Annotated in this window: 25 protein-coding genes and 1 pseudogene; 15 read left to right on the forward strand and 11 right to left on the reverse strand. The window is 73.0% G+C overall.

The window, feature by feature from the left end; translation table 11 throughout:
- Positions 1-50: 50 nt before the first annotated feature.
- Entirely contained in the window at positions 51-518 is a 468-nt protein-coding gene (locus tag BKD26_RS19110; protein ID WP_084900411.1) for an ATP-binding protein, read from the forward strand.
- A 39-nt stretch (positions 519-557) separates the two neighbouring features.
- Here BKD26_RS19110 and BKD26_RS19115 read toward each other — a convergent pair whose 3' ends face one another.
- Together BKD26_RS19115 and BKD26_RS19120 are read right to left on the reverse strand one after the other, a co-directional pair.
- A complete protein-coding gene (locus tag BKD26_RS19115; RefSeq protein WP_084899508.1) occupies positions 558-1,670 on the reverse strand; it encodes a DUF2637 domain-containing protein in 1,113 nt (370 codons plus the stop codon).
- A gap of 208 nt (positions 1,671-1,878) precedes the next feature.
- Positions 1,879-2,745 carry a (2Fe-2S)-binding protein gene (locus BKD26_RS19120; protein ID WP_084899509.1) on the reverse strand — a complete coding sequence of 289 codons (867 nt, stop codon included), beginning with the start codon at positions 2,743-2,745 and terminating at the stop codon, positions 1,879-1,881.
- 192 nt (positions 2,746-2,937) lie between these two features.
- Between BKD26_RS19120 and BKD26_RS19125 the strand changes: the two genes are divergently transcribed.
- Entirely contained in the window at positions 2,938-3,654 is a 717-nt protein-coding gene (locus BKD26_RS19125) for a GntR family transcriptional regulator (protein ID WP_241518757.1), read from the forward strand.
- Positions 3,655-3,656: 2 nt separating this feature from the next.
- On the forward strand, positions 3,657-4,730 hold the full coding sequence (locus tag BKD26_RS19130; protein ID WP_084899514.1) for a hypothetical protein: 1,074 nt from the start codon (positions 3,657-3,659) through the stop codon (positions 4,728-4,730).
- Here the strand turns inward: BKD26_RS19130 and BKD26_RS19135 are convergent.
- Positions 4,718-4,963, reverse strand: coding sequence for a DUF397 domain-containing protein (locus BKD26_RS19135; RefSeq protein ID WP_084899517.1), 246 nt, complete (start codon positions 4,961-4,963; stop codon positions 4,718-4,720). The genes BKD26_RS19130 and BKD26_RS19135 overlap by 13 nt on opposite strands.
- The gene (locus BKD26_RS19140) at positions 4,960-5,784 is read right to left on the reverse strand and encodes a helix-turn-helix transcriptional regulator (RefSeq protein WP_084899519.1); all 825 of its coding nucleotides are present in this window, start codon (positions 5,782-5,784) and stop codon (positions 4,960-4,962) included. Before BKD26_RS19140 ends, BKD26_RS19135 begins: the two co-directional genes overlap by 4 nt.
- Before the next feature lie 130 nt (positions 5,785-5,914).
- Here BKD26_RS19140 and BKD26_RS19145 point away from each other — a divergent pair.
- A pseudogene (locus BKD26_RS19145) lies at positions 5,915-6,357 on the forward strand (ATP-binding protein).
- On the opposite strand, the gene BKD26_RS40310 reads toward BKD26_RS19145, so the two are convergent.
- From BKD26_RS40310 to BKD26_RS19180, 7 genes are all read right to left on the reverse strand, one after another.
- Entirely contained in the window at positions 6,358-6,960 is a 603-nt protein-coding gene (locus BKD26_RS40310) for a hypothetical protein (RefSeq protein WP_084899522.1), read from the reverse strand.
- Positions 6,879-7,799 (reverse strand): hypothetical protein, encoded by a 921-nt coding sequence (locus tag BKD26_RS19155; protein WP_084899524.1) that lies wholly within the window; start codon positions 7,797-7,799, stop codon positions 6,879-6,881. Before BKD26_RS19155 ends, BKD26_RS40310 begins: the two co-directional genes overlap by 82 nt.
- Before the next feature lie 113 nt (positions 7,800-7,912).
- A complete protein-coding gene (locus BKD26_RS19160) occupies positions 7,913-8,674 on the reverse strand; it encodes a hypothetical protein (protein ID WP_179166600.1) in 762 nt (253 codons plus the stop codon).
- A 185-nt stretch (positions 8,675-8,859) separates the two neighbouring features.
- Positions 8,860-9,597, reverse strand: a complete 738-nt coding sequence (locus tag BKD26_RS19165; protein WP_084900413.1) for a cation transporter — start codon at positions 9,595-9,597, stop codon at positions 8,860-8,862.
- Positions 9,597-9,932, reverse strand: coding sequence for a metalloregulator ArsR/SmtB family transcription factor (locus BKD26_RS19170; protein WP_084899529.1), 336 nt, complete (start codon positions 9,930-9,932; stop codon positions 9,597-9,599). Before BKD26_RS19170 ends, BKD26_RS19165 begins: the two co-directional genes overlap by 1 nt.
- Before the next feature lie 118 nt (positions 9,933-10,050).
- Complete coding sequence (locus BKD26_RS19175) at positions 10,051-10,932, reverse strand: pentapeptide repeat-containing protein (RefSeq protein WP_084899532.1); 882 nt, start codon at positions 10,930-10,932, stop codon at positions 10,051-10,053.
- A 40-nt stretch (positions 10,933-10,972) separates the two neighbouring features.
- Complete coding sequence (locus BKD26_RS19180) at positions 10,973-12,739, reverse strand: PucR family transcriptional regulator ligand-binding domain-containing protein (RefSeq protein ID WP_084899534.1); 1,767 nt, start codon at positions 12,737-12,739, stop codon at positions 10,973-10,975.
- A gap of 356 nt (positions 12,740-13,095) precedes the next feature.
- On the opposite strand from BKD26_RS19180, the gene BKD26_RS19190 reads away from it, so the two are divergent.
- The 11 genes from BKD26_RS19190 to BKD26_RS19240 all read left to right on the forward strand — a co-directional run bounded on the left by BKD26_RS19190 (position 13,096) and on the right by BKD26_RS19240 (position 23,671).
- Positions 13,096-13,986, forward strand: coding sequence for a xanthine dehydrogenase family protein subunit M (locus BKD26_RS19190; protein WP_084899537.1), 891 nt, complete (start codon positions 13,096-13,098; stop codon positions 13,984-13,986).
- Between the two features lie 2 nt (positions 13,987-13,988).
- Positions 13,989-14,609, forward strand: a complete 621-nt coding sequence (locus tag BKD26_RS19195) for a (2Fe-2S)-binding protein (RefSeq protein WP_073755095.1) — start codon at positions 13,989-13,991, stop codon at positions 14,607-14,609.
- A gap of 2 nt (positions 14,610-14,611) precedes the next feature.
- Positions 14,612-17,017 (forward strand): xanthine dehydrogenase subunit D, encoded by a 2,406-nt coding sequence (pucD, locus tag BKD26_RS19200; protein ID WP_084899541.1) that lies wholly within the window; start codon positions 14,612-14,614, stop codon positions 17,015-17,017.
- Between the two features lie 228 nt (positions 17,018-17,245).
- Positions 17,246-18,688 carry an NCS2 family permease gene (locus tag BKD26_RS19210; RefSeq protein WP_084899546.1) on the forward strand — a complete coding sequence of 481 codons (1,443 nt, stop codon included), beginning with the start codon at positions 17,246-17,248 and terminating at the stop codon, positions 18,686-18,688.
- Between the two features lie 40 nt (positions 18,689-18,728).
- Positions 18,729-19,865 (forward strand): XdhC/CoxI family protein, encoded by a 1,137-nt coding sequence (locus tag BKD26_RS19215; protein ID WP_073755092.1) that lies wholly within the window; start codon positions 18,729-18,731, stop codon positions 19,863-19,865.
- A 52-nt stretch (positions 19,866-19,917) separates the two neighbouring features.
- Positions 19,918-20,748: an alpha/beta fold hydrolase gene (locus BKD26_RS19220; protein ID WP_084899548.1), complete on the forward strand. Its 831-nt coding sequence runs from the start codon at positions 19,918-19,920 to the stop codon at positions 20,746-20,748.
- 81 nt (positions 20,749-20,829) lie between these two features.
- The gene (locus tag BKD26_RS19225; protein WP_084899551.1) at positions 20,830-21,927 is read left to right on the forward strand and encodes a glutamate--cysteine ligase; all 1,098 of its coding nucleotides are present in this window, start codon (positions 20,830-20,832) and stop codon (positions 21,925-21,927) included.
- Positions 21,928-22,015: 88 nt separating this feature from the next.
- Positions 22,016-22,351 (forward strand): hypothetical protein, encoded by a 336-nt coding sequence (locus BKD26_RS19230; RefSeq protein ID WP_084899553.1) that lies wholly within the window; start codon positions 22,016-22,018, stop codon positions 22,349-22,351.
- 67 nt (positions 22,352-22,418) lie between these two features.
- A complete protein-coding gene (locus BKD26_RS19235) occupies positions 22,419-23,165 on the forward strand; it encodes a hypothetical protein (RefSeq protein WP_084899555.1) in 747 nt (248 codons plus the stop codon).
- An 83-nt stretch (positions 23,166-23,248) separates the two neighbouring features.
- Complete coding sequence (locus BKD26_RS40315) at positions 23,249-23,422, forward strand: hypothetical protein (RefSeq protein WP_179166602.1); 174 nt, start codon at positions 23,249-23,251, stop codon at positions 23,420-23,422.
- Positions 23,423-23,488: 66 nt separating this feature from the next.
- Complete coding sequence (locus BKD26_RS19240) at positions 23,489-23,671, forward strand: CsbD family protein (protein ID WP_084899557.1); 183 nt, start codon at positions 23,489-23,491, stop codon at positions 23,669-23,671.
- Positions 23,672-23,829: the final 158 nt, after the last annotated feature.

Raw genomic sequence — 23,829 nt, forward strand, 5'->3', positions numbered from 1 at the left:
CGTGAACCTGTTCGAGGGGAAGGGCCGACGACGTGCGTGTGGGGGAGACGATGGGACGTCAGGGAGGGGCTGGACCCGTAACGGACGGGCGGGTTCCCGGTATTGAACGGCACGGGAAGATCACGCAGTGGCGCCGGCACGTGGGGTGCGCCGACCTGGCGGCGGTGCCGGAGGTGCGGCGGGCCCTGCGTGAGCTGCTGCGGCACTGGGGCGAGCCGGGTACGGCGGACGTCGCGGAGCTGCTCGCCAGCGAGCTGGTCACCAACGCGCTGATACACACCGAGCGCGGCGCGGTGGTCACGGCCACCACGACCCCGGCGACGTTACGGGTGGAGGTACGGGACTTCGACACCGCCCTGCCGACCCCGTACTCCCCCGCCTGCGACGACGGTACGCACGGCAGAGGCCTCGTCCTGGTGCAGGCCCTGGCCGACGCGTGGGGCGTGCTCACGCACGGCGTGGGGAAGGTCGTCTGGTTCGAGCTGTCCGGGGCTCCCACCGCGCCCGCCCGGGCGTAGGGGAGGGGCCCGCCCGGCCGGCGGGCCCCCACGGGAAGGTCAGCCGAACTGCTGCTCCAGGTCCTTGAGTTTGCGCTCCAGCGAGTCGAGCCGGGGCAGCGTCTGCGTGTCGTCCTCGGCCGTGAGGTCGACGGTGCGGGGCGGATCAGTGCCCTTCACGGCCTGGAGGGAGGGCCGGGACAGGGGCGGCAGGTGTCCTCGGTCGGATATGGCGGGCTCCGCGACGGACGCCCCGACGGCGGCCGGGGCGGAGCCCCCCACGGAGTTCCCGGGGTTGCCGGAGTTCATGGCCTGGACGTCGACCTGCGTGGCGCTCATCGTCCGGACGTCGACCTGGCGTCCGCCGCCGCGCCCGAGCCCCCAGGCCCGGTGCTGGCGGTTGAACGCCTTCAGGCGGGCCCGCTCCATCTTCTGGTGCTCGCGCTGCCGCTGCCGGGCCTGCTCCTTCTGCCGCCGGTCCTCGCGCACCTCGTCGACCGCCTCGTCCAGGGTGCGTACGCCCTCCAGGAGCATCAGCGACCAGGCGCCGAACGTCTCGCGGGGCGCCCTCAGCCACCGTACGATCCGGATCTGCGGCAGTGGCCGGGGCACCAGGCCCTGCTCGCGCAGCGCGGACCGGCGGGTCTGCTTCAGCGCCCGGTCGAACAGCACGGCCGCCGACAGCGACATGCCCGCGAAGAAGTGCGGGGCGCCCGCGTGGCCGATGCCGCGCGGCGCGTGGACCCAGTTGAACCAGGCGGCCGCGCCCGCGAACGTCCACACCAGCAGGCGCGAGCCGAGCGCCGCGTCGCCGTGGCTGGCCTCGCGCACCGCGAGGACCGAGCAGAACATGGCGGCGCCGTCGAGGCCGAAGGGGACCAGGTACTCCCAGCCCCCGGACAGGTTCAGGTTCTGCCGGCCGAAGCCGACCAGACCGTGGAAGGAGAGCGCGGCGGCGACCGCCGCGCAGCAGAAGAGGAGGAGGTAGGAGGCGGTGCCGTAGACCGCTTCCTTGCGGCGGCGGCGTTCCTCGCTGCGTTCCCAGGAGTCCTCGGCCGCGGCCTTCTCGCCGGCGCGCTTGCCGCGTGTGAGCACCGCCACCGCCGCCAGGACTCCCACCAGCATCACGCCGCCCGGAAGCAGCCAGTCCAGCGATATGTCGGTCAGTCTCATGCGGTGTCCCTTGCATCGCTCGCTGTAGGGCGTTTCGGCGCCATAGTGGCCGACGGCCGCGGAGCCCCACGGGGTTTCGTGGCAAGAGAACGCCATTGAGGCCGCACGGCATACGAATAGGTGCCATCTGCTCGAACGGTCGTATGCGAGAAGGGAGTTGCGTTCGATTTACGCCACCCGGGCGGGTGGCATGGATGTCAGGGGGAGGTCACGCGGATACGCTCAACCTGGCGACACGGTCGGCGTCGCACGTACGCGGACAGGTGACACAGGTGTCCTCGGGGCGCAGGGTGTAGAAGAGGCAGCAGCTCGCCCGGTCGCGGGTCGGCAGCGGGGTGCCGTCCGGGCCGGACAGCTCACGGAAGCCGGCCGTACCGACGTACGGCTTCGCCGTGCCCGACCCCGGCAGCAGCAGCGACAGCTCCGCCATGGCCCGGGACTCCTCGCCCAGCAGGTGCCCGACGTACCACAGGCCCTCGACGATCTCGTCGGTCGCCATGCCCCACAGGGCCCGCTTGCCGCGCCGCATCCGGGGCCCGAAGCCGTCCAGCACCGGCCCCAGGTGCTCGGCGACGGCCGCCCGGACCTCGCCGCGCAGCGCCTCCTCGTCGGGGACGATCCGCGCGCCGGGCAGCGTGGCGGCGGGGTCACCGGGCAGGCAGGCGAATTCCCCCACCCGTACCGTCATCCGGCCCAGCGCCCGCTGGAACGCCACCTCCCCGACGGGCAGGCGCGGCACTCGGCGGTGCAGGAACCACGGCACCGTGATCAGCAGGCAGGCGGGCCAGGCGTACCGGTGCAGGCCGAAACTGGCGACGACATCGGGGCGGGCCTGCTGCCCGTAGTCCCGCAGCACCTGCGCGTTGTCCCAGGCGAGGAACGCGTCCAGGGCGCCGCCGCCCGCCGCCAGCTCGTCCGCGCCCACCCAGCCGGAGCCCCGGGGCGCCCGTTCGCCGTCCGCCAGCTGCCGCACGCGCAGTCCTGGGAAGACCTCGGTCAGCCGGGCGTAGGCGTCGGCGACGGGCGAGGTGAGGGCGGCGGAGGGGAGGGCGGGGAGGAGAGTGGGAGCGGACATGCAGGGACCACCGAATCGCGATCGTTAGCAGGTAAGCCTTACCTTACCCGATTTGATCGATGTGTGAACGGCAACCCTGTGCGCCTATCGTGCACAGGGGCCCCTTCCCTCGCGAGCCGGGCCCTCGGACGAATGGCCAGGAGGACCCGAGTGGAGCAGGGCAGAACGCGCGACCCCGCGTCGTCGCAGCCGGTGGCCGGTGTGACGGCACCGGAGCCGCACGCCGCCGCCCGGATACCCGAGCAGTCCCGGGGCGAACACACCCACAGCGAGCCCCCCGCCCCCCGCCTCGTGCAGCGCCACTCCGTACGCGGCCAGATACTCGACGCCCTGCGCACCGCCCTGGTCGGCGGCGAACTGGTCCCCGGCGAGGTCTACTCCGCCCCCGCCCTGGGCGCCCGCTTCGGCGTCTCCGCCACCCCCGTCCGCGAGGCCATGCAGCAGCTCGCGATCGAGGGCGCCGTCGAGGTCGTACCGAACCGCGGCTTCCGCGTCACCGAACGCACCCCGCGCGAACTGGCCGAGCTCGCCGAGATCCGCGCCCTGATCGAGGTCCCCGTCATGCTCCGCCTGGCCCGCACCGTCCCGGCCGACCGCTGGCGCGACCTGTGGCCCCTCGCCGAGGCCACCTCCGCCGCCGCGGCCCGTGGCGACCGCGCCCACTACGCCGAGTCCGACCGTGCCTTCCACCGCGCCGTCCTCTCCCTGGCCGGCAACGCACAGCTCGTCGCCGTCGCCGAGGACCTGCACCGCCGCTCCCAGTGGCCCCTGGTCGCCGGCCCGGCGATCCGGCGCGCCGACCTCGTCGCCGACGCCGCCGAGCACGCGGCGCTGCTGGAGGCGCTGATCGCCCAGGACCTGCCGGTCGTCCAGTCGCTGGTGCGCGAGCACTTCACCAGCGGGAAGTGAGCGTGCGCGGCGCCGTCTGGCAGATCGCGAACCGGCTCGGCGTCGTCGCCGGGACGCCCGCCGAACTGCTCTCGGCACTGCTGGCCGGCCCGCCCAGGACGGTCCGGGTGCCGCTGCCGCCCGACCACGAGCTCGTCGCGAGCCTGCGCGCCCTCGGCCACCTCGACGTCGTGCTCGAAGAGCCGCGCGTGCTCCCGCCCGGCGCGCCCGTCGACCTCGACGACCCGGCCGCCGTCTGCGCCGCCGACCCCTTCCGCGTCACCGAGGCGTACGAGGCCGACGCCGACCCCCACGGCGGCCTGCGCACCGCCTGGCTGCGAGCAGGCCAGTCGCTGGTGCGCGACCAGCCCCGGGCCGGCCGCGCCCTCGTCCTGCTGTCCGCCCTGGACGACGCGGCGGACCCCCGACTGGGCCCGGCGCTCACGGAGCCGGCCGCCGGGGCGCCCTGGCGCCTCGCCTGGTCGTCCCGCAGGCCGTGCACCGCGCTGACGACCGCGCCCGACGGGCGGCTGGTGGTACGGGAGGACCGCGTTCTGGCAGTCGCGTGCCGCGCGGACAGCACGCACCTGGTCCTCGACGAACGGGGCCGCCTGCATCCCCGGGGCGGCCCGGCCACCCGGCTGACGGACGCCGTGGCGGCGACCCTCGCGAGCCACCCCGCCACCGCCCTCGCGGCGATGGGCGACACGGTACTGACCGGCGACCGGATGGGCACGGTCCACGCCTTCAGCCTGGAGGGCCTCGAACAGGCGGCGCTGCACACCGGCCGGGTCACCGCCCTGACGGCGACGACCTCCACGGCGTACAGCGGCGGAACGGACGGCACGGTACGCGCCTGGAGCCCCGGCCGCCCGGTGGTGACCCGGCGCCCGTGTCCCGTCGGCGCCCTGCACGCCACCGACCGGCTCCTCGCGGTCGCCTGGGCGGACGGCCTGGCCCAGCTCCACCACCTGGACACGGGCCGGGTCGCCTCCTTCCGCCCCGGCCCCCGCATCCGCGCGGTGGCCGTGACGGCCGACGGCTCCCTGGTGGTCGGGCTGGACGACGCGCTGCTCTGCCTTTCCTACCGGACGTAGGGCAGGAAGGCCGCCCAGGCGGCGGGGGACAGCGCGAGCTGGGGGCCGGCGGTGTCCTTGGAGTCGCGTACGTGGACGGTGGTGGGGCAGGCGGCGACCTCGACGCAGTCGTCGCCCTCGGAGCCGCTGTAGCTCGACTTGCGCCAGGAGAGGGCGACTTCGACGCAACTGTCACCTTCGGAGCCGCTGTAGCTGCTCTTGAACCAGGCCAGTTCGGCTGTGCTGCCGTTCATAGCGCTCCTCGCATCCGCTTCAGCAGGCTCAAGGAATCCGCAGGGGTGAGAGCCTGTGAACGCAGTTTCGCATAGCGCTGCTGGAGGACGCTTATGTCCTTCCGGTCCGAGAGGAGGTGGCCAGTTTTCTGGCCCTCGGAGTAGCCGAGCCACTCGTGCGTCGGTGTCTCCAGCAATCGCATCGGTCCGTCCACTCCAGCGTGTTCCAGGACGTGGAGCGGCATGATCTGCAACTCGACGTTGTACAGCTCCCCTTTCGCGATCAGGTGGTCCAGCAGCTCACGCGTGATCTGCGGGCCACCCGTACCCCGTTCGAGTACCGCCTGCTCCACGATGAAGCTGAACGCGATCGGCTGCTCGCGCGTCAGGAGCTTCTGTCGCGCCATGCGTGCGGACACCCGCTCCTCCACCTGCTCCGGTGACGGCAGCGGCGGGACGCTCAGCGTCACCGCCCGCGCGTACGCCTCCGTCTGGAGCAGGCCCGGTACGACGCGGCACTCGTACGTGTCCAGGCTCAGCGCCGTCTCCTCCAGCTTCGCCCACTGGCGGAACCAGGACGCCAGCCCCGGCTGCCGCGACAGGTGCCGCGCCGCGCCCCGCAGCGCGCCGAACGCGTCGAGTTCCTCCTCCGCCCGGTCGACGAAGTCCTGCGGCGGCATGCGGCGGCCCTGCTCGACCGAGGCCACGAAGCTCACGGAGTACTGGACTTTCGGGGCGAATTCCTCCTGGGTCAGGCCCGCTCGTCGGCGGAAGGCCTTGAGCACTTCGCCGAAGGCCCGGAGACTGTCGGACGATTCGGGTTCCGCGTTGTTCGCAGTCATGGACGACCACCTCCGTGACGTATCGTCACGGACCGTAACGCCTACTGTCCACAGCGTGTGCTCGTACGCTGCCGCAGCGTACGAGCCGGTCCGCTGGTCAACGGGCCCGCCGGGGCGCCACCGTGGGGGCATGACGGGCAATGCGACAGACCAATTCCCGGTGACCGTACGTATGTTCAGCCAACGGTTCAGTTCCACCCGCCTCGGTGCGCGCCTCGCGCGGCACCTGGCCGCGCAGCGGCTGGACGCGTGGGGCGTCCCGTACGGGAGCGCCTGTGCCGAGGCGGCCGCGCTCGTGGTCGGGGAGCTCGCGGCGAACGCCGTGACGCACGGGCGGGTGCCGGGGCGGGACTTCGAGCTGCGGCTGCTGCTCAGGAGGACTCCGTATCGCTGCGGATCGAGGTCGGTGACACCCGGGGCGAGCGCCGGCCCATGCTGGCCATGCCGGAGCCCGACGGGGACGGCGGGCGAGGACTCGTCCTCGTGGCGGCGCTCGCCGACGCGTGGGGGGTGGTGGACCGGGTGCCGGTCGGCAAGACCGTATGGGCCGAACTGACCGTGCCGGAGGGATGACTACCCGGGTATCTTCGGGATCGCCGCCACCAGCCGTCCGCCCGCCACGAAATGGAGCCGGTCCAGGGAGTCGGGGCCGTAGGGCCAGGCGTCGGAGCGGTAGAAGCACAGGTCGGTCGGAATGGGGGAGTCCCGCAGGTCGGCGACGTGCGTACCGGGCGGCAGGCCGGCCAGGGCGGCGCGCAGGAGGTCGGGGGAGCCCGCCCATTCGGCGGCCGGGGCGGGACGCGTCCAGGGCTCACCGGTGTTGGGCATGAACCAGTCGGTGGCGGACCGGACGTGGCGGGCGAAGTCCGGTGAGGCCGCCGCGTCGCGGGCGATGCGGGCGACCGTCAGCAACAGGTGGGGCAACGACTCGGCGAGCAGGGACAGTTCCGGGTCACTGGCGAGCTGGTGGTCGGTGGGGATGGAGACGGCGTACCCCCACTCGCCGGTGTCCGGGTCGATACGGATCTGCGCGAGCGCCGTACTGGAGGGGCGTTCCACGCGGGCGACCGGCCAGTAGGTGCCGTCGCCGCCCATCATGCGGTGCACCTCGGGGGCGACGGTGTGTTCCGGCGCGCCCGGCAGCAGCCGCAGCGGGGGCAGGCCGGCTGTCCGCACGCCGCCGACCTCGCGCAGGACGGTGCGGATGTCGTCCGGTACAGGCACCGCCCGGTGTCCATCTCCGCGTCGTCGCAGCCCGCCTCGAGCGTCACGTGGGCCGGGTGCGCGTCGGCCAGGGCCCGCAGTTCGGCGACGGCGAGCCGCGCCGCGTCCACCGGCACGCGGTGGCGCCGCACCGGGCGGTCCAGGAAGTCCCCGCTGGGGAGGCTGCGCAGCAGCAGTGCCCGGCCACCGCCGACCAGCTCCCACTCCGTATCGCTGCCACCGGTGTCGGCGGTCTCGTAGTCCAGGGAGTGGTACGGCTCCCACACCACCCGGCACGGATAGTCCGGCAGCGCCCACAGGTCGACCACGTCGGTCAGTGAGTCACCCCCGGCGACCAGGGCCGCGAGCTGCGTGTCCGGGCCCTCGGCGGCCTCGATCGACGGCATGGCCGCGACGGACGCCTTCGGGGCGGACCGCTCGGTCCCCAGCGCCAGCAGCCAGGCCGTGAACGACGGGGCCTCGACCACGAACTCCGTGTCCTCGCCCCACCCTTCGGACCGCAGCACGGGGCCCCAGTTCGCGCCGCCCACGCCGACGATCAGGGACGTCCCGTCGTCGGGGAAGTCTCCGAGCCACCACCGCTCGCCCGCGAAGCTCCCCGGCCCGAACTCGTACCGGACATCGCCCTCCCGCACGCCGCCTATCTCGCGCAGCACGACGCGGACCTCCTCGGGCACGGAAACCGGCCACCGGTCGAGGTCGGTGTCGGGGATGCCGTCGAGGATGTCGAGTCCCCGGGCGCGGAGGGCCGCTACCGCCGCGTGTGCCTGGTCAAAGGCGGTGTCACTCATGGCACCTGATCATGACAGAGCCCTCTGACAACGCCTTCCGGCAGCGCCTTCCGGCAGCGCCTATCGGCAGCGTCTGCCCGCAGCGCCTGCCCGCGACGCCTTCCGGCGCGCCCTCAGGCCGCCGCCGGCGGTGCCAGCCGCGCCGCCAGCCACGTCGGTACGCCGCCGAGCAGCTGGAACAGCCGCCGCGCCTCCGCGCGCAGCCGCGCCGCCTCCGGCTCCGGTTCGGTGTCCGCCAGGGCCGCCAGCGCCGGGGCCGTACCGACCAGGTAGCCGAGCTCCTCGCGCAGCCGCAGCGACTCGGCGAAGCCGTGCCGCGCCTCCGCCAACTCCCCGTCGCGCAGCGCCAGTCCGGCCAGGTGCCGCCAGGTGGAGGAGAGCAGCAGGGCGTCGCCCTGGGCTGTGGCGCCCGCGTGGGCGCGGTGGTACGCGGCGCGCGCGGCCTGCGGGGAGTCGGCGAGGTTCTGGGCGATCAGGCCGCGCCGGAAGTCCAGCAGCGGGCGGCCGGGCGCGGAAGGGGCGATGAGGGCGGCCGCCCGGCCGAGCGCGGCCCGCGCCTCGTCGGCCCGGTCCCGTACGCCCAGCAGGGTCGACGCGTAGGCGAGGTATCCGCGTTCGCAGGCGGCCGCGCCGCGCTCCTCGTCGTCGTGGGCGAGCGCCTCCGCCACGCGCAGGGCGTCCTCCGCCTCGGCCCAGCCCTGTTCGGTGTACAGGCACCGCTCGATCAGCAGCGACGCGCGCTGGAGGGCGACGGCGGGGTCGTGCGCGCCGGGCGCGAGGAGGGCGGCCGCGTCGGTCCAACAGCCGCGCGAGCGCAGCCGCCATACCGCGGTCTGGAGGGGATCGTCGCTTGCGGTCGTTCCGGAACCAGACATGGCGGTATGCGCCACATTGCCCTCCCCGAGCACGCCATTGAGCTGTTGAGTCCGGAGAATCTCAGCACGGAACGGCACGCCCGGCCAAGGGGGTCAGGTGAATTGATTCACAATCAGGGCCCGGCGTTCCGCCTCGGCGCGGCCTCCCGCCGCCACCGGGGTTCCGTCGAAGGAGTGAACGCGGGTCAGTCGCAGCAGGCGAACTCCGGGGCGCAGCCACAGGCGTCCTCGGCCGCCGACCCGGTCGCCGCCGACCCGGTCGCCGCCGCGGTCGCGGTCAGCCCGGCCGGGGCGCAGCAGCCGTCGCCGCGCCATGCCCGCCGGCCTTCCTTGACCGCGACCGCCGCTATGACCAGCGCGGCCAGGGGATCCGCCCACGACCAGCCGAGCGTGGCGTTGGCGACCAGGCCCACCAGCAGCACCGCGGACAGGTACGTGCACAGCAGGGTCTGCCGGGAGTCGGCGACCGCCGAGGCCGATCCCAGTTCCCGGCCGGCGTGCCGCTGCGCGGCGGACAGGAACGGCATGACCGCCAGCGACAGGGCCGCCAGCACGATGCCGGGAGCGGACGACTCCGCCTCCCCGCTGCCCGTGAGTGCGCGGACCGCGTCCACGGTCACGAAGGCGGCGAGCGCGAAGAACGACACGGCGATGATCCGCAGCGCCCTCCTCTCCCGGGCGTCGCGCACGGCGGGCTCACGGGCCGAGAACTGCCAGGCCACCGCGGCGGCCGAGGAGACCTCGACGATCGAGTCCAGGCCGAAGCCCACGAGGGCGGAGGACGACGCGAGGGATCCCGCGGTGAGGGCGACGGTCGCCTCGGCCGCGTTGTAGGCGATGGTGGCGGCGACCAGCAGGCGTATGCGACGGGCCAGGGCCTCGCGGCGTGCCGGGGCCGGTACGGGTGATGCGTCGGTGGCCATCAGCAGCAGCCGCTCGACTCGGCGTCCGGGCACGTGCCGCCCTCGGCGACCGCCACGACGGCCGCACGCAGGTCGTCCAGCGCGTGGGCCAGCCGGGGGTCGGCGAGCTCGTACCGGGTGCGGCGGCCCTCGGGCACGGCCACGACCAGCCCGCAGTCGCGCAGGCAGGCCAGATGGTTCGACAGGCGCGTACGGGAGATCCCGAGGGCGTCGGCCATGTCGGACGGGTAGGCGGGAGCCGCGCGCAGGGCGAGCAGCAGCCGGCAGCGGATCGGGTCGGCGAGAGCGCGGCCGAACCGGGCCAGCACCTCGATGTCCTGGGCGAGATTCAACACGACGTGGACGATACACAGAATCCTGAATTCAGGAAACCGTGAATCGTGATGCCGGTCTGGTGGACCTGCCCGGTGGACTGTCCGGTGGGCCTGTTCGAGGAAGGTCTCGGCCGGGCCTTCAGTGGCCCCAGTGCGCCGGGCGCTCCAGGGCCGGGGGCAGCGTGGTGAGCGCGTCGCCCTTCGCGGCGTTCAGCTGGGGCTGGGTGAGGAAGAGCGCGCCGGTGAGGTCCGCGCCCGCCAGGCGGGTGTCGCGGAGGTCGGCGCCGAGGAGGTCGGCACGGCGCAGGTCGGCGCCGGTGAGGTCGGCGGCGATGAGGTAGGCGCCGCGCAGGTTGGCGCCGTGCAGGTCGGCGCCCTTGAGGCGGGCGCCCATGAGGTCGGCGCCGCGGCGGTTCTTCTTCTTGCCGAGGGCGCCGGGGATGCCCGACCGGGCGAGTTCGCCGGCCCGCAGCAGCAGGTCTCCGACGATGCGGCGGTGCCCGTCCAGGTCCAGGGCGGTGAGCTCTCCCGGGGAGAGGAGTGTGAGCCGCTCGGTCTCGTCGAGGACGGGCCGCAGCTCGCGGTGGAGGGAGCGGGCGGGCTCCAGCGCCAGTGCCTCGGTGAGGTACGCGAGCAGTTCGTGCAGATGCCGTACGACGGGGAAGGCGGCGAACATGCGCCGTGCCGTGTCCGGGTCCTGCCGCCAGTCGCGGCCGGCGAAGGTGACCTGGGAGACCTTCTGGCCGGCGCCGAAGCAGTCGTACACCGTGCAGCCGGAGAAGCCCCGGTCGCGCAGCCGGTCGTGGATGCCGCACCGGAAGTCGGCGGCCAGGTTCGTGCAGGGCGTGCCGGCGGGCTTGCCGACGGCGAAGTCCGCGGAGGCGGCGAAGGGCAGCGCGACGCAGCACAGCCCGAAGCAGTTCGCGCAGTCGCCGCGGAGGGGGTCCGCCTGGAGGTCCGCCGGGGCGTCCGCCGGGGTGTCCGCCGGGGTGTCCGCCGGGGTGTCCGTTTGTCCGGACATTACGATGTGTGTCGCTCTCTGTTGGTGTGATGACGTTACGTCAGGACATGCGCAGCGCCAGGAAGAAGTCCAGCTTGTCCTCCAGCCGCGACAGGTCACGCCCCGTCAGCTGCTCGATCCGGCCCACCCGGTAGCGGAGGGTGTTCACGTGCAGGTGCAGCCGGCTGGCGCAGCGGGTCCAGGAGCCGTCGGAGTCCAGGAAGGCCTCCAGTGTCGGGATCAGCTCCGCGCGGTGGCGCCGGTCGTAGTCGCGCAGCGGGTCCAGCAGCCGGGCCGTGAACGCCCGCCGTACGTCGTCCGGCACGAACGGCAGCAGCAGCACGTGCGACGCCAGCTCGTGGTGCCCCGCCGCGCACACCCGCCCCGGCCGCGCCGCCGCCACGCGCCGGGCGTGCCGGGCCTCCTCCAGGGCGCCGCGCAGTCCCTCGGCCGAGTGAACGGCGGCGCTCACGCCCAGGGTGAGGCGACCGTCACCGTCCAGGCCCGCCGACAGCGGGCCGCGTACGGCGGCGAGCAGGGCGTCCGCGTGCAGCCCGGCGCCGCCGTCGATGACCGGGCCCTTCTCGTCGTCCTCCGACTCCGGCTCGGCCCCCGGCCCAGCCGCCACCGTCGCCTCCGTCTCCGCCTCCGTCACCGGAGAATCCGGCACGGCCGGCAGCGGCACCAGGGCGATGGCCTCGTCGCCGGTGTGGGCCACCGCGATGCGGTCGGCCGAGTCGGGACCGGACGTCGCCGGGTCGACCAGGATCTCCTCCAGCAGCGACTGGGCGACCGGACCGGCCTCGATGCCCGGCGCGCCCGTACCGCCCTCGCCCCACTCGACCCGGGCCACCACGACCTGCCAGTGCGGCGCGGTCCCGAGCCCCGGCAGGAGCACCGGCGCGGCCACCCGCAGGCGTGCGGCGATCTCGGCCGGGGCGGCGCCCGTCTGCACCAGCTCCAGGACCTCCTGGGCCAGCCGGCGCCGTACCGTACGCGCCGCGTCCCGCCGGTCCCGCTCGACGGCGATCAGCTGGGTGACGCCCTGGAGCAGGTCCAGCCGGGCGGCAGGCCAGTCGCCGGCGTCCGCCTCGACGGCCAGCAGCCAGTCGGACAGCACGCTCTCGCGCACGTCCCGCGAGGCGGGGGCGGCACCGCGCCCGGAGTTCCGGATCGGGAAGAGCGAGTACGTCGTTCCACGCGCGACCGCCCGGTGCGGTCCGCGCCGCCCGGTGCGCGTGGCGGCCAGGTGCTCCGCGGCGAGGGCGGCGCCCAGCTCGGCGGGCAACGGCGCGCCGGCGCCCGCGATCTGACGTCCGGTCGGCGACAACACCCAGGCGCGAAGGTCCAGGTCGGAGCCGAGCAGGTCCAGAACGACCTCCGGTCCGCCACCCGCCGGGCCGGACGTCATCAGCCTTCTGTGGCGATCGACGACAGCCGCGAGATCACCGGCCCGTTCGCCCGACACCTGTCGAACAACATGCTCAGTGATCGTTGCGAATGCAACGGATTCGTTTACTGCGAACAGCGGGAGCCGGTGGCGCAAACACGCCTGCACCAGATCGTCGGGGATCGCCCCCAGTTCGGCCTCGCCGGCCGCCAGGCCCGCCACCCCGGCGCCGGCCAGGATCCGGACGAAGGGCTCGGAGTCCGCCGCGTCCCGCCGCCAGGCGAGGCCGGTGAGCACCAGCTCTCCGCCGGAGAGGTACCTGCTGGGGTCACGCAGGTCCGTCGTCATCACGCCGCGGACCGTGCGGTCCAGCTCGTCCTCGCCGCCGAGCAGCCGCAGCCCCAGCGCATCGGTTTCCAGCAGTGCGCGCAGCCGCATGTGATCGCCGCCGATCTGTCTCGTGGGTGTCTGGTTGTTGCCGGTGAGCCGTGGCCACCGTTTCCGGGGGGAAACGGAGAGGTTACTGCTCCTCGCCTTTCGTTCGAATCTACAAGACGGAGAGGGCGACCAGCCAACTCCTTCATGGTTTCGGTGACTGCACCGGGCGGAGCACCGCTGGGTGTACTGGGGCCACAACGCGTTAACAGCACATGAACATGAAGACGAACACGTGGGCCCGCCGTCCCCCGAGCCCCAGCGAACCACTCGATCACACGCCCCCCGGACCCAGTCGATCACCCCGATCACGCACCGCCGGACCACCGATCACCGGAACACGTGGAAGAGAGCCACTCATGGACTTCCTTCGCCCCGCCAGCTGGGAGGAGGCGCTCGCCGCCAAGGCCGAGCACCCCACGGCTGTGCCCATCGCCGGTGGCACGGATGTCATGGTCGAGATCAACTTCGACCACCGGCGGCCCGAGTACCTGCTCGACCTGAACCGCATCGAGCTGCTCGGTGAGTGGGAGACCGGCGAGGAGAACGTCCGGCTGGGCGCCTCCGTCCCGTACACGCAGATCATGGAGCACCTGCGGGCCGAGCTGCCCGGTCTGGCCCTCGCCTCGCACACCGTGGCCTCGCCGCAGATCCGCAACCGCGGCGGTGTCGGTGGCAACCTGGGTACGGCGTCCCCGGCCGGTGACGCGCACCCCGCCCTGCTGGCGGCCGGTGCCGAGGTCGAGGTGGAGTCCGTGCGCGGCTCGCGCTTCATCCCGATCGACGAGTTCTACACGGGCGTCAAGCGCAACGCGCTCGCCCCGGACGAGCTCATCAAGACGGTCCACATCAAGAAGGCGGACGGACCGCAGCAGTACTCCAAGGTGGGTACCCGCAACGCGATGGTGATCGCGGTGTGCGCGTTCGGACTGGCGCTGCACCCGGAGACCCGTACCGTGCGGACCGGTATCGGCTCGGCGGCCCCCACGCCCGTACGGGCGAAGGCGGCCGAGGACTTCCTGAACGCCGCGCTCGAAGAGGGCGGGTTCTGGGAGAGCGGCAAGATCATCACTCCCTCGATCGCCAAGCAGTTCGCGGAGCTCGCCTCCGGGGCCTGCAACCCGATCGACGACGTGCGGGGCACGGCCAAGTACCGGCGCCACGCGGTCGGCATCATGGCCCGGCGCACGCTCGGCTGGACCTGGGAGCAGTACCGCGGCACCGGCCGCACCCTTGAAGGAGCTGCATAACCATGCGCGTGAGTTTCACGGTCAACGGCCGCCCACAGGAAGCCGACGACGTCTGGGAGGGCGAATCCCTCCTCTACGTCCTGCGTGAGCGCCTGGGGCTGCCCGGCTCGAAGAACGCCTGCGAGCAGGGCGAGTGCGGCTCCTGTACGGTCCGCCTGGACGGCGTCCCGGTCTGTTCCTGCCTCGTGGCCGCCGGCCAGGTCGAGGGCCGCGAGGTCGTCACCGTCGAGGGCCTCGCCGACTACGCCAGGCAGCGTGCCGAGCACAGCGGCGCGTGTGGCACCGGCGCGTGCGGCTCCTCCGGCGACGGCAGGCAGGGCACCGCCCTCCAGGAGGCCCAGGGCTGGTCCGCCAAAGGCGCCGACTCCCAGACCGGCGAGGGCACCGAGCTCTCCCCGATCCAGCAGGCCTTCATCGACGCGGGCGCCGTGCAGTGCGGTTTCTGCACCCCGGGCCTGCTGGTGGCGGCCGACGAGATGCTGGAGCGCAACCCCTCCCCGTCCGACGAGGACATCCGCGAGGCGCTCTCCGGCAACCTCTGCCGGTGCACCGGCTACGAGAAGATCCTGGACGCCGTCCGCCTCGCGGCCGCCCGTCAGGAACGTCAGGGAGAGGCGGTCTGACCATGTCGCAGAACACCCGAGTCGCCGCCCCGGCCGGCACTCCCACCAAGGTCACCCAGGGTTCACAGACCAAGGGCGGCATCGGCGAGTCCACGCTGCGCCCCGACGGCACCCTCAAGGTCACCGGCGAGTTCGCCTACTCCTCGGACATGTGGCACGAGGACATGCTGTGGGGCCAGATCCTGCGCTCCCCGGTCGCCCACGCCGAGATCGTCTCCATCGACACCTCCGAGGCCCTCGCCCAGGCCGGCGTCTACGCCGTCCTCACCTACGAGGACCTGCCCACCGAGGTGAAGAACTACGGCCTGGAGATCCAGGACACCCCGGTCCTCGCCCACGGCCGGGTACGCCACCACGGTGAGCCGGTCGCGCTGGTCGCCGCCGACCACCCGGAGACCGCCCGCCGCGCGGCCGCCAAGATCAAGGTCGAGTACAAGGAGCTGCCCGTCGTCACCGACGAGGCCTCCGCGACCGCCCCCGACGCGCCGCTGCTGCACCCGGGCCGGGACGACCACCACGCCGGTCACGTACCGCACCCGAACATCGTGCACCGCCAGCCGATCATTCGCGGCAACGCGGACGAGGCCGCCAAGAAGGCGGACGTCATCGTCTCCGGCGAGTACGTCTTCGGGATGCAGGACCAGGCCTTCCTCGGCCCCGAGTCCGGCCTGGCCGTACCGGCCGAGGACGGCGGCGTCGACCTGTACGTCGCCACCCAGTGGCTGCACTCGGACCTCCGCCAGATCGCCCCGGTCCTCGGCCTGCCCGAGGAGAAGGTGCGGATGACGCTCTCCGGCGTCGGCGGTGCCTTCGGCGGCCGCGAGGACCTGTCGATGCAGGTCCACGCCTGCCTGCTGGCGCTCCGCACCGGTAAGCCGGTCAAGATCGTCTACAACCGGTTCGAGTCCTTCTTCGGCCACGTCCACCGTCACCCGGCGAAGCTCTGGTACGAGCACGGCGCCACCAAGGACGGCAAGATCACGCACATGAAGTGCCGGATCGTGCTGGACGGCGGCGCCTACGCCTCGGCCTCCCCGGCCGTCGTCGGCAACGCCTCCTCGCTCGCCGCCGGCCCGTACGTCATCGACGACGTCGACATCGAGGCCGTCGCGCTCTACACCAACAACCCTCCCTGCGGCGCCATGCGCGGCTTCGGCGCGGTCCAGGCGTGCTTCGCGTACGAGGCCCAGATGGACAAGCTCGCGAAGAAGCTGGGCATGGACCCGGTGGAGTTCCGCCGGCTCAACGCCATGGAGCAGGGCACCCTGATGCCGACCGGCCAGCCGGTCGACTCGCCCGCCCCGGTCGCCGAGCTGCTGCGCCGCGTCAAGGCCCGCCCGCTGCCGCCGGAGCGCCAGTGGGAGTCCACCGAGGGCGCCGACGTCCGCGCGCTGCCGGGCGGCCTGTCCAACACCACGCACGGCGAGGGCGTCGTCCGCGGTGTCGGCTACGCGGTCGGCATCAAGAACGTCGGCTTCTCCGAGGGCTTCGACGACTACTCCACCGCCAAGGTGCGCATGGAGGTCATCAACGGTGAGGCGGTCGCGACCGTCCACACCGCGATGGCGGAGGTCGGCCAGGGCGGTATCACCGTCCACGCGCAGATCGCCCGCACCGAGCTGGGCGTCACCCAGGTGACGATCAACCCGGCCGACACGCAGGTCGGCTCGGCCGGCTCCACCTCCGCCTCCCGGCAGACGTACGTCACCGGCGGCGCGGTCAAGAACTCCTGTGAGCTCGTCCGCGAGAAGGTCCTGGAGATCGGCCGCCGCAAGCTCGGCACGTACCACCCCGCCTGGGCCACCGCCGAGCTGGTGCTCGAAGGCGGCAAGGTCGTCACCGACGGCGGCGAGGTCCTCGCCGACCTGGTGGACGTCCTGGAGGACGAGGTCGTCGAGATCGAGGCCGAGTGGCGCCACCGCCCCACCGAGGCCTTCGACCTGCGCACCGGCCAGGGCAACGGCCACGTCCAGTACTCGTTCGCCGCGCACCGCGCGGTCGTCGAGGTGGACACCGAGCTCGGCCTGGTCAAGGTCATCGAGCTGGCCTGCGCCCAGGACGTCGGCAAGGCGCTCAACCCGCTGTCCGTCGTCGGCCAGATCCAGGGTGGTACCACCCAGGGCCTGGGCGTGGCGGTCATGGAGGAGATCATCGTCGACCCGAAGACCGCCAAGGTCAGGAACCCGTCCTTCACGGACTACCTGATCCCCACGATCCTCGACACCCCGACCATCCCGGTCGATGTGCTCGAGCTCGCCGATGACCACGCGCCCTACGGGCTGCGCGGCATAGGAGAGGCCCCGACCCTGTCGTCCACCCCGGCCGTCCTCGCGGCGATCCGGAACGCGACGGGTCTGGAGCTCAACAAGACGCCGGTACGCCCCGAGCACCTCACCGGCACCCTCTAAGCCCTCCGGGCGGTGCGTGCCTCCCGGGAACGTCACACTTCCACCGCCCGCACCGCCCGGAGTATCTCCCCCACGTAACACCCCGCTCCCCCCACTCCGCAGTACCGCATCACCCCGTTCGTCTCGGGCCGTCCCCCGGGTCGTGCAGCCAACGCACCATCCCAAATCCCGCAGAGCTTTTGCCCCAGTGCACGCGGGTGCCCCTTTGAACCTTGGGAGTTAGGCACCATGACCCAGTCGTCAGTGGAGCCGAAGACCGTCGCCGATGACGCGGGATCCGGTTCCCGTGTCCCCGCCGGACGGTCTTGGCTCGACCGGTACTTTCACATAACCCACCGAGGATCCTCGGTCGCGCAGGAAGTGCGCGGCGGCGTCACGACCTTCATGGCCATGGCGTACATCCTCCTGCTCAACCCGCTGCTGCTCAGCGGTCCGGACGCGGCCGGCGACAAGCTCAGCCAGCCGGCCCTCATCACCGCCACCGCTCTCGCCGCGGCCGTCACCACTCTGGCGATGGGCTTCATCGGCAAGGTCCCGCTCGCCCTCGCGGCGGGCCTGAGTGTCGCGGGCGTCATTTCCACCCAGGTCGCCCCGGACATGACCTGGCCGCAGGCCATGGGCATGTGTGTCATCTACGGCGCCGTGATCTGCCTGCTGGTGGTGACCGGTGTCCGTGAAGTCATCATGAACGCCATCCCACTGGCGCTGAAGCACGGCATCACGATGGGAATCGGCCTCTTCATCGCGATCATCGGCTTCGTCAAGGCCGGCTTCGTCGGCCCGAGCGAGGTCGGCGGACCCGTCACCCTCGGTGTCGGCGGCTCGCTCTCCGGCTGGCCGGTCGCGCTCTTCAGCTTCACCCTGCTGCTGATCTTCATGCTGCAGGCCCGCAAGGTCCCCGGCGCCATCCTCATCGGCATCGTCGCCGGCACGGTCATCTCCGTCACGGCTACCGCCGCCGGCCTGATCAAGGAATCCGCGTGGGGCGGCACAGCGCCGATCCTGCACGGCAGCCCCGTCTCCATGCCGGACTTCTCACTCCTCGGCCACGTGGAGTTCGGCGGCTGGGGCGACCTCGGCTACACCACGGTGTCGATGATCGTCTTCACCCTGGTGCTGGCCGGCTTCTTCGACGCGATGGCGACGATCATCGCCGTCGGCCAGGAGGCCAAGCTCGCCGACGCACAGGGCCGCATGCCGGGCCTGAGCAAGGCGCTGTTCATCGACGGCGCCGGCGGCGCGATCGGCGGTGTCTCCGGAGCCTCCGGACAGACCGTCTTCATCGAGTCCGCCACGGGCGTCGGCGAGGGTGCGCGTACGGGCCTGTCGGCCTCGGTCACCGGTCTGTTCTTCGCCGCGTGCCTGTTCTTCACCCCGCTCACCCAGCTCGTGCCGGGCCAGGTGGCCTCGGCCGCCCTGGTCGTCATCGGCGCGATGATGCTGCAGAACGCCCGGCACGTCGACTGGACCGACTGGTCCGTAGCCGTCCCGGTCTTCCTCACGGTCGTGCTGATGCCGTTCACGTACACCATCACCACCGGTGTCGGCGCGGGTGTCATCGCGTACTGCGCCATCAAGGCAGCGCAAGGCAAGTGGCGTGAGCCGAGCATCCTGATGTGGGTGTTGTCCGCGGTGTTCATCTTCTACTTCGCCACGGGTACCGCGCACTGACGGGATCCTTGACACATCTGCCATCGGTAAGGAGGCCGACATGCTGGACATCGCCGCGGAGCTTCACCGGTGGGTCGAGCAGGGACGTGACTTCGCCGTCGCCACCGTGGTGGCGGTCGGCGGCAGCGCGCCCCGGCAGCCGGGCGCCGCACTCGCCGTCGACGGCGAGGGCACGGCGATCGGGTCGGTCTCCGGTGGATGTGTCGAGGGAGCCGTGTACGACCTGTGCCGACAGGCTCTGCAGGACGGCGAGACCGTCCTGGAGCGCTTCGGCTACAGCGACGAGGACGCCTTCGCGGTCGGTCTGACCTGCGGCGGCATCATCGACATCCTCGTCACCCCGGTCCGCGGCGGGGTCTACCCCGCCGCGCTCGGAGCCGCCGCCGGAGGGGAGGCGGCGGCTCTGGCCAGAATCACGGAAGGACCGGCAGACCTGTTGGGGCAGGCTCTGCTGGTCCACCCGGACGGCTCGTACGAGGGAAGCCTCGGCGGCCACCCCGAACTGGACCGCACGGCGGCGGGCGAGGCCCGCGCCATGCTCGACGCCGGCCGCACCGGCACCGTCACCATCGGCCAGGACGGCTCGCGCTGCGGGCAGCCGCTCACCCTGCTGGTCGAGTCCAGCGTCCCGGCCCCCCGCATGATCGTCTTCGGGGCGATCGACTTCGCGGCGGCGCTGGTACGGATCGGCAAGTTCCTCGGCTACCACGTCACCGTCTGCGACGCCCGCCCGGTCTTCGCCACCCCCGCCCGCTTCCCCGAGGCGGACGAGGTCGTCGTCGAATGGCCGCACGAGTACCTGTCGCGCACCGAGGTGGACGGCCGCACCGTGCTGTGCGTCCTCACCCACGACGCCAAGTTCGACGTCCCCCTGCTCGAACTGGCCCTGAAGCTTCCCGTCGCGTACATCGGCGCGATGGGCTCCCGGCGCACCCACGAGGACCGCAACGAGCGGCTGCGTGAGGCCGGCGTCACGGAACTGGAACTGGCCCGGCTGCGCTCCCCGATCGGCCTCGACCTCGGCGCCCGTACGCCGGAGGAGACCGCCCTGTCGATCGCGGCGGAGATCGTCGCGAGCCGGCGCGGCGGCAGCGGGGTGTCCCTGACGGGCGCCCACACCCCGATCCACCGCGACGGCCCCGTCGCCCCCACGGGGCGCATCGGATCGGTGGCATAACACCCAGTAGGGTGACGCGGGAGTGCCGTCCGCCCGCCAGAGGAGGATCCACGTGACCGCGTGGATACGGAACTTCCACCCCGCACCCGCAGCCGGCGTCCGGCTCTTCTGCTTCCCGCACGCGGGCGGTGCCGCGGGGGCCTACCGCGCGCTGTCCGCCGCGCTGCCGGACGGGATCGAGGCCCTTGCCGTCCAGTACCCCGGCCGCCAGGACCGCTTCGCCGAGCCGTGCCTGGACGACATCCACGCGCTCGCCGACGCCTGCCTGCCCGAGCTGCGGCCGTACGCGGACGAGCCCTTCGCGCTCTTCGGCCACAGCATGGGCGCCCTCGTCGCCTACGAGGTCGCGCGCCGGCTGGAGGCGGCCGGGCACGCCCGGCCGGCCGCGCTGATCGTGTCCGGGCGGCAGGCCCCGGCACTGCCCCGGCAGCCCGGCACGGCGCTCCCACCGGACGGTGCCGACGACGAACGGCTCGTCGCCGAGGTGCGCAGGCTGGGCGGCGACGCCGACGGCGTGCTGGACCACCCCGAGGTGCGCGCGCTCGCCCTGCCGGCGCTGCGCGCCGACTTCCGCGCCGTGTCCACGTACCGCCGCCGCCCCGGCCCCCCGCTGAGCTGCCCCCTGATGGTGCTCACCGGCGACCGGGACCCCCGGGTGCCGGTCGCCGGGGCGCGGGCCTGGCAGGAGGAGACCGGCGGCCCCTTCGAGCTGCACGTCCTGCCCGGCGGCCACTTCTACCTCGACGACCAGCTGCCCGGCGTCGCCGAGCTGGTCACCGCCGCGCTGCGACCCTCGCGGTTCAAGCCGGGGACGTCGGGAACTCGCCAGATCCCCGGTGGCCGCCCTCCGGACCGGTGCGGAGCGTCGTCCCAGCCGGGATGATGGTGCGTCCCGCGCTGTCCCCGTTGGGCCAGTCCCCGCTGGACCAACACCCGCTGGATGCGATCGGAAAGGTGGTTTCCGTTGCGCACTGTCGGAGTGGAGGAGGAGCTCCTCCTCGTGGACCCGCGGACCGGCGAGCCGCGCGCCCTGTCCCAGGCCGTGCTCGCGATCGCGGCCAAGGAGAGCCGGGGCAGGGCCCACGCCTTTACCAAGGAGCTGCAGGGCCAGCAGCTGGAGTTCGCCACGCACCCGCAGAGCGGGATGAAGGAGCTGGCCGCCGAGATCGAGCGCTGGCGCGCCGAGGCCGCGCGGCACGCGGGCGAGGCCGGGGCGGCGGTGGTCGCCCTCGCCACCTCGCCCCTGCCCGCCGGCCCCGCCCTCACCGGCGGCAAGCGCTACCGCTGGATGCAGGAGCACTTCGGCCTCACCGCCCTGGAACAGCTCACCTGCGGCTGCCATGTGCACGTGTCGGTCGAGTCCGACGAGGAGGGCGTCGGCGTCCTGGACCGGATACGGCCGTGGCTGTCCGTCCTGCTCGCGCTGAGCACCAACTCGCCCTTCTGGCAAGGCCACGACAGCGGGTACAACAGCTACCGCAGCCGGGTGTGGGGACGCTGGCCCTCGGCGGGCCCCGTGGAGATCTTCGGCTCGGCACACCGCTACCACGAGCAGGTGCGCGACCTGATCCGCACCGGCGTCCTCCACGACGAGGGGATGATCTACTTCGACGCCCGGCTCTCCCGCAACTACCCGACCGTCGAGGTCCGCGCCGCCGACGTCTGCCTCGACGCGTCCACCACCGCCCTCCTCGCCACCCTCACCCGCGGCCTGGTGGACACCGCCGCCCGCGAGTGGCGCGAGGGCGAACCCCCCGCCCGCCACGGCGTCGGCCTGCTGCGCGCGGCGGCCTGGCGGGCCAGCCGCTCCGGCCTGGACGACGAGCTGATCCACCCGCACACCATGCGCCCCGCCCCCGCCGAACGGGTCGTCTACACCCTGCTCGCCCACATCGAGCAGGCCCTCGACGAGAACGGCGACCTGGCCTACGCCCGCCAGGGCCTCGCCGAACTGCTCAGCGGCGGCAACGGCGCCCGCGTCCAACGCCAGCTGCTGCGCCGCACCGGCAGCCTTCGCGAGGTCGTCGCCGCATGTGTACGCCGCACCCAGGAGGGCCGGTAGCCCCCGGTAGAGTCGGTCGTTCCGGTGTCGGAGAACGTCTGGGGAGCGCGGGGGCGGCGTGGCGAGAGCGGGCAGCAGAAGTGGGGCGGTGTCCGGGTCCGCCGGGGAGCGGGCGACCGAGTTCGGTGTGACGGCCGGGTACAGCGCGATCTACGTGGGCGCGCTGTACCTCATCGTCACCGGCTTCGCCGTGGATCCGAGCGGCTGCGGCGGCCGGTTCCAGCGTCCGTGCGAGGCGGAGACGTACTGGCGCATCGGCCTCGGCTTCGGCCTGCCCTTCGTCGTGGCACCCGTGCTGTACAAGGTTCTGCCGGACACGCCCGTGAACGGCGGAGCCGGCCGGGCGGCGAGCATCGCGGCGCTGCTGTTCGGCGCCGTCGCCGGCATCGGCCTGAGCGAGCTGTCCATCCGTACGGTGACCTGACCCGCCCACGCCTTGTCTCCGCTCCGGCGGGGTACCCGGTGCTGTCCGACGACGGAAGGGAGCCGGTGTGGCGATCGAGAGGCGGGCCTTCGGCATAGCGCGGCGCATCGCCCGGCGGCGCTCGGCACCGGCCCTCCACCCGCAGGGCCTGACGTGCGCGGGCGTGCTGGACGTGCCCGGGACCGGTGGGGACGCCGCCCCGTGGGGCGTGCCGTTGCTCGACCGGGCGGGCTCGTACGACGTGACGGTGCGGTGGTCGCGGGCGGCCGGGCTGCCGGCGCGGCTGCCGGACGGACTGGGCCTCGCCCTGCGCGTGGAGGACGCGGGCGGGCACGGCGCCCCGCTGGACCTGCTGCTGACGTCCAGCGGAACCGGCCGCCTCGGCCGCCATGTGCCGCGCCTGAGGCGCGATGCCCTGGCCGGGCCGTACTCCACCCTGCTGTCCTACCGGGTGGGCGACCGGGAACGGGTGATCGCGGCCTTTCCGGTACGGGGCCCTCGCCGCGTACGCGGTGACCTGGCCGCGCTGCGCCAGGCCCTGGAGCACGGCCCCGCCCGCTTCGAGCTGCGCGCGGCCGCGCCCGGCGAGCCCTGGCGGACGTTCGCGACCCTGACCGTCGGGACGCCGCGGCCGTACCCGGAGGAGACGACGCCCACCTCCGATCCGTACCTCCACGGCCTGCCCGGACTGCGCCCCACCGACCGGCTGCACGGCCTGCGCGCCGCCGCCTACAGCGGTTCGCGCCACGGCCGCGCGGACACACGGACGCACGGGCATCACGTTCGGCAAAGCGGTAGCAGAGATTCCGCATGATCCGCCGAGCGGTGGGCAGGCGCCGGGGCGCCGGGACCGCCCCGGTACCCCGCAGCCGCCCGTGCCCGAAGGAGAAACCGCACGTGATCCCGCGCCACACCCCGCCCGGCTCGCCCATATACGACCAGCTCGTCCGGGAGCACGGAGACGTGCTCAACGAGGCGAGAAAGCTCGCCGAACGCACCCACCAGGAGGCCGAGCGGGTGCTGGCCTGGGATGTGTCAAGTTTCGGGATAGATCATTCGGAATGGTCCTGATTGTTCAGGTTTGCTCCGTGCGGCGCCGGGCACACACCCGGCAGACGCCGACGAAGGAGCGTGGCCATGGCACGCAAGAAGGGTTCCAGCAAGGCTTCCGCCAAGGCCGAAGAGGCCAAGGGCGCGGCGAAGGAGAACGTCGGCCGGGCGGTCGGCAACGAGCGCCTGACGGCCGAGGGCCGCGCCGAGCGGGCCAAGGGCGATCTGCGCCAGGCGGGCAAGAAGGTGAAGGACGCATTCCGTAGGTGATCACAACCCCTCGGCGGCCCGGCGGGCGACGTGCCCCGGGCCGTCGAGTCGTGCCGCGCTGCCCCGCGCCCTCCCGCACTGTCCGGAATGCCGGGATGTGTGACCTGTTCCAGGCTGGATACGCGATCAGGCATACGAGCAGGAGCACCAGGAGCAGC

It is taken from the genome of Streptomyces sp. CB03238, assembly GCF_002099185.1.
GTDB lineage: Bacteria > Actinomycetota > Actinomycetes > Streptomycetales > Streptomycetaceae > Streptomyces.